This window comes from Bacillus sp. LL01 (assembly GCF_001037965.1).
Genome location: NZ_LFEL01000115.1, coordinates 1 through 5454, shown reverse-complemented (window position 1 = coordinate 5454; position 5454 = coordinate 1). Strand labels below are relative to the sequence as shown.

Here is a 5454-nt window from a genome sequence, read left to right as displayed (position 1 = left end):
CTTGCCAAAAGGGCAAGGGGCCATTTTGACGTTTGGATTAAAGGGCGGGGTAGAAGCTGGCAAAAAGCTGATTCATTCTGTTGAATTATTTTCACACCTCGCTAATGTGGGCGATTCAAAATCACTTATTATCCACCCTGCGAGTACAACTCATCAGCAATTAACAGAAGAAGATCAACTAGCTGCAGGGGTTACACCTGGTATGATCCGTTTATCGATTGGAACAGAAGCAATAGAAGACATTTTAGAAGATCTTGGCCAAGCAATTGGAAAAAGCCAAGAATAAAAGAAGTGGCTGCCGATCAGGTCATTGACCTAGTGGCAGCTCCTTTTTTAGTAGTGGTGTATTGTTGTTTGTGGCGGTATGGCGGTATGTGCGGGATTTACCATTTTTGAGCGAATGTAGGTCATTATGTGCGAAATATGGATGGATATGTGCGCTATATCCTATATATGAGCGTAATATCTCATATATGAGCGATCCGATTTTTTTATGAGCGAATCTGATATATATGAGCGAAATTCCGAAAATTTACCCTTATACTCCGCATGCCAAACCACTCGTCTCCGCTTTTCAGTGTCTAGCTTCACGGCTCAGGTAGTCGGGCCGCTTCACTTTGACAAACGAAGCAAAAAGCGCTTCTAATTGTCAAACCTCCACCGTCCTCGTACCTAAACGAGCCAATTCCGTTTTCAGTGTCTAGCTTCACGGCATTGTCCTTCGAGAAACTTTTGTGAGTCAAACGAAGTCAAAGAGCGACTTCTAATTGTCTCCCCYAAGTTTTCGAATGYCAGAACATGCCGTTCCGCCTTTCGGTCTAATCCATCAGTTTCTTTTGTTTTTGTTCCATGACGTTCATGTTATCGTCGGTTGATTCGTTGTATGCTCCTTGTGGTGATTGGCGCATTTCTTGGATGGTTTGCTTTAGTGAACCTTCTTGGTTTCCGGCTGTAGTGGAGCCATTTTGGAAGCGTTCGATTTCTGCAAAGTGATCATGGTCATCAGTAATATACACTTCGTAGTAACGAGGCACGACGGAGATTGCACTTCGTTTTACTTGGTCTGCTACATAATCACGGTCGTTTGTATCACAATCATAAGCAACAAGCACATATTTATCAGTAACTAATGTTGCTGCCTCGCTTACCGTTTCATTTGTTAAAACCATACGAGATACCGTATCGGCAAGTTCAGTCCGGTCAAACATTGGAGTGGATTGCTGTTTTCCATTGGCTTCAACTTGTTCTTTTTGGTATCTTGTATAGCCATAGCGGTTATATTCTGTGGATTGATTTTGTCCCATTCCCATCGGATAATAACCTTGATTTGTTTGCATTGGACCGTAATTTGGATTCGAAGTACGTTGCAACGATTGCTGCCCTACATCGTTCATTTGACAGCCAGTCATAAGCATTAACGCTGCGACACCGGTAACCATCATTGATTTTTTTATCATGATTTTCATTCCCCCTCTATCTACAGAATGACCCAAAGAGGAACTTTTTACTGATAGAAAATGATGAGTACAAAGGATACTGTTGGCAGGCAATGATGTGGTATAATAAGGTATGAAAAGAGAGGTGAGCCCAGTGGTTCGCATTCAAGGAATGCAATATGAGATTGTTGATGATGTAAAGGAAGGCTGGAACGAAGAAGCCTTTAAGGCTCGTTACAGTGATGTTTTAAACAAATATGATTATATTGTAGGTGACTGGGGTTATAACCAGTTGCGTTTACGWGGTTTCTTTAGCGACCGCCATAAAAAATCTACGTTTGATACGAAGATAAGTACGTTACCTGATTATCTCTATGAATACTGTAATTTCGGTWGTGCTTATTTTGTTTTAAGGAAAGTAAAGGAAAAAGACAAAGAAAAGTCTTCAACCGTACAAGCAGAGGGTGAAGAGTAAAAGGAGAGCCCTCATGGGAAGGGCTCTCTAGTTTAAGTCGTCGTATAAGGTGGTTCCTCATTTTTATTAGGGTCATCGTGTGTAGGATGAGCACCTGGGTATTTACGAGGAAGGTTCTGATGCAATGATTTAAACTCATAATTGAAAGCGCTGTAATAGCGTTGTCCTGGCTTCCATGGTGTACTCTTATTTACAACTGGAGTATCTTTATTGATCGGAGAGCCGTATGGTCCTTCTGGTGTAATTTCCGGCAAAATGAAATTACGCATTGACTCAACGTTAGAGAAATCAGTATAATTTTCTGTTTCTTTATCACGTGAATTTGGCATAAAAAAACCACCTCCTATGGATTAGCTTTCCCCAAAAGAGATGGTTTTTACTATTAGACCACTTCGTATAAAAATGATCGTAATTCACTCGCATCCTCTTCACTTATTTGATAAGCATGCTCTAGATAACCAGGTTCGTCTAAGTCATCTGCTCCAATTATGGCGAAGCGATTAGATTGAACATCTAGGACAAGTTGTTTTCCGTAGTAGCGAGAAGAATTAATAATGGCTAAATCAAAACGCTGTGATTCGCCCATAAAGCTAACGAAACGAGTGCGTGTTTCTTCCACGTCATTATATAAATAAAATCGCTCAGACATCTATGAACCCCCTTTAGTACATGAGTTTTATTATCTAATCATACCATGACTGAAAAGGGAACGCGATTGTTAGTCGTTCATAACAAGATGTGGTTTATGGTCTAGATGGTGATGCGTTTTAATGTAGCGAACTGTTCTTGTTTTAGCGCGCATAACGATTGAATCCGTTTCAGCTAAGTCACCGCCTAAAAAGCGTACGCCTTCAACAAGTTCACCAGAAGAAACGCCTGTTGCAGCGAAGATTGCATCGTCACCACGTACAAGATCATTTAATTGCAGTACTTGCCTTGGATCTTCTAGTCCCATTTTCTTGCAGCGTTCAAATTCTTCGTCATTCATAGGAACAAGACGGGCTTGCATATCGCCACCTAAAGCTTTAAGWGCAGCAGCTGAAATGACACCTTCTGGAGCGCCACCTGTGCCTACAAAAAGGTCAATTCCTGTTTGAGGAAGGGCTGTAGCGATCGAAGCACCTACATCACCATCTCCAAAAAGTGTGACACGAGCACCTTTTTGACGAACACGTTCAATGAGTTCCGCGTGACGCTCACGTTCTTGAATAATGACGGTTACATCACGAACTCGTTTATTTGTCATTTTAGCGATGATGTCGATTGTTTTTTCAATCGGGTCATCTAAACGAACAAGGCCAGCTGCTTCCGGTCCAACAGCGATTTTTTCCATATACATATCTGGTGCATGTAGGAGAGTTCCCTTATCTGCAACGGCAATAACCGCCATCGCATTTGGGTGTCCTTTTGCTACAATACTCGTTCCTTCAAGAGGATCTACAGCGATGTCAACTTCAGGACCATGTCCACTACCGACTTCTTCGCCAATGTAGAGCATTGGTGCTTCATCAAGTTCTCCCTCACCAATGACGACGGTTCCTCTGCAGTTTACTGAATCAAACATGGTGCGCATTGCGCTTGTTGCAGCATCATCTGCTTCATTTTTTTTGCCACGTCCCATCCATTGAGATGAGGCTAAGGCTGCGGCTTCCGTTACACGGACGATTTCTAAGGCTAGTTCACGATCCAAGTTGTTTCTCCTCCAATTGTGTATCATAATATGTGTATTGCGTTTGTTCGACAATCATTCAGGCCCTTGTCGAATCATGTACGTCCTTTATCATAACAAAAATGAGGTGAATAATAAATCATTTCTTTWGATGTGTTTGTCTTTATCTTTGAAAATGATCTAATGTGTTATACTAATTGAAAAAAGAAGGTGCTTCAGATGTATTTTGTAAATCGCGAAAAAATTGAAGAAACACTTACATATATGGAATTAATGGTGGGCGAGTTAGATCAAAAGTGGGCACTAGAGACACTTAAGGACAAGCTTGCCTTTGAAAGATTGGCTACCGTTGTTATCGAGTCCATTATTGATGTCGGAAATAGCATGATTGATGGGTTTATCATGCGTGATCCTGGTAGCTATGAAGATATTGTAGAAATTCTTTTTGATGAAAAAGTCATTAAGGAAGAGGATGCTTTATCATTAAAGAAAGTTGTTAGTCTGAGAAAGCCTTTAGTTACCCACTATACGGCTATAAAACATGAGGAAGTCGCATTGGTTCTAAACCAAGAGATAAACGCACTCACACATTTTTCTGCTAATGTTAGACGGTATTTAGTAGAAGAACTTGGACCGGTATCTGCCTTTTTACCGGAATCAGAAAAATAGCGTCCTTATCACATAAATTTACAACGACTGAATCATCGCTTACAATAAGGTGAAGGATGGTGATGGTCATGAGTAATAATACCAACTCCACAAGACAAGTCATTTTAGTTATGCTTAAAAAGAGCTATGAACTAACTGTTTCAGAGATGGCTCAGCAATTAGAGATTACTGAAATGGCTGTGCGTAGACACCTACAAGGGTTAGAAAAAGAAGGGTTGATCCATTCCAAGCTTGAAAGACAGCCGATGGGACGTCCTACACATAAATATTTTTTAACACTTCAGGGAGATGAAAGCTTTCCGAGGAACTACGGAAATCTCTCGCTTGAATTCTTACATGACCTTGAAAAGATAAGTGGAACGGAAGTGATTGAAAAGTTATTTGAACAGCGTCGGGAGCGATTGCAACAAAAATACGGATCGACGGTCAATGGAAACTTTGATGAACGGGTTGAAACACTTGCACGTATTCAAAATGAAAATGGGTATATGGTGGAAGTTGAAAAAGATGATGACGGCACCTACCGTTTTATTGAATATAATTGCCCGATCGCAAAAGTAGCTTCCGCTTATCCCGTTGCCTGTAATTGTGAACAAAAACTTTTCAAAACATTGCTTAACACAGATGATATCGAGCGAGAAGAGTGTATGGCAAAAGAAAATACACCAAGTTGTGTGTATCGGCTGAAAGAAAYGAAGTGAAAATCGTAAAGCAATAGCCACCTTCTTATAAGGTGGTTGTTTGTTTAGAAATGAGGGCAAAGTGAAGACGTATAAAGGGTTTTTAATTGATTTAGACGGCACAATGTATCGAGGGACTGAACCGATTCCTGAAGCGATTGATTTTGTGAAGAAGCTAGAGGGAAAAGGATATCCATATTTATTTGTTACCAATAACTCAACAAAAACACCTGATCAGGTGGCAGACGTCTTAGTGAAGATGGGAGTTCCTGCAACGACCGAACATATTTACACAACTAGTATGGCTTCTGCAAGTGTCATTACAGAAGAAAAACAAAAGGCTCGCGTCTTGATGGTAGGAGAAGAAGGGCTAAGACAAAGCTTGCTTGACTATGGTCATCAAATTGTAGAAGCAGATCCTGATTATGTGGTGATGGGGTTAGACCGTGAGATTACGTATGATAAATTAGCAAGAGCAACACTTGCTGTTCGAAATGGAGCTACTTTTATCGCAACGAATGGGGA

At 40.8% G+C, this 5454-nt stretch carries 8 protein-coding genes and 1 pseudogene; 5 read left to right on the top strand and 4 right to left on the bottom strand.

From position 1 onward, the window contains the following. The coding region (locus tag AB685_RS25800; protein WP_198530589.1) for a PLP-dependent transferase at positions 1–286 on the top strand (286 nt) is incomplete at its 5' end. 532 nt (positions 287–818) lie between these two features. Here AB685_RS25800 and AB685_RS25795 read toward each other — a convergent pair. After that, positions 819–1457: a YhcN/YlaJ family sporulation lipoprotein gene (locus AB685_RS25795; protein ID WP_047973449.1), complete on the bottom strand. Its 639-nt coding sequence runs from the start codon at positions 1455–1457 to the stop codon at positions 819–821. Between the two features lie 133 nt (positions 1458–1590). Here AB685_RS25795 and AB685_RS25790 point away from each other — a divergent pair, with 133 nt between their 5' ends. After that, the gene (locus tag AB685_RS25790) at positions 1591–1911 is read left to right on the top strand and encodes a YutD family protein (RefSeq protein ID WP_047973448.1); all 321 of its coding nucleotides are present in this window, start codon (positions 1591–1593) and stop codon (positions 1909–1911) included. A 32-nt stretch (positions 1912–1943) separates the two neighbouring features. Here the strand turns inward: AB685_RS25790 and AB685_RS25785 are convergent, their stop codons facing one another. The 3 genes from AB685_RS25785 to glpX form a co-directional block, all read right to left on the bottom strand. Continuing rightward, a complete protein-coding gene (locus AB685_RS25785; protein ID WP_047973447.1) occupies positions 1944–2240 on the bottom strand; it encodes a hypothetical protein in 297 nt (98 codons plus the stop codon). A gap of 53 nt (positions 2241–2293) precedes the next feature. After that, entirely contained in the window at positions 2294–2560 is a 267-nt protein-coding gene (locus AB685_RS25780) for a DUF3055 domain-containing protein (protein ID WP_047973446.1), read from the bottom strand. 69 nt (positions 2561–2629) lie between these two features. Continuing rightward, positions 2630–3601 carry a class II fructose-bisphosphatase gene (glpX, locus tag AB685_RS25775; protein WP_047973445.1) on the bottom strand — a complete coding sequence of 324 codons (972 nt, stop codon included), beginning with the start codon at positions 3599–3601 and terminating at the stop codon, positions 2630–2632. Between the two features lie 198 nt (positions 3602–3799). Here glpX and AB685_RS25770 point away from each other — a divergent pair, with 198 nt between their 5' ends. The 3 genes and pseudogenes from AB685_RS25770 to AB685_RS25760 form a co-directional block, all read left to right on the top strand. Continuing rightward, positions 3800–4249: a DUF86 domain-containing protein gene (locus AB685_RS25770; RefSeq protein ID WP_047973444.1), complete on the top strand. Its 450-nt coding sequence runs from the start codon at positions 3800–3802 to the stop codon at positions 4247–4249. A 68-nt stretch (positions 4250–4317) separates the two neighbouring features. Then, a complete protein-coding gene (locus tag AB685_RS25765; protein WP_047973452.1) occupies positions 4318–4950 on the top strand; it encodes a metalloregulator ArsR/SmtB family transcription factor in 633 nt (210 codons plus the stop codon). Positions 4951–5053: 103 nt separating this feature from the next. After that, a pseudogene (locus AB685_RS25760) lies at positions 5054–5454 on the top strand (TIGR01457 family HAD-type hydrolase); the annotation flags it as partial.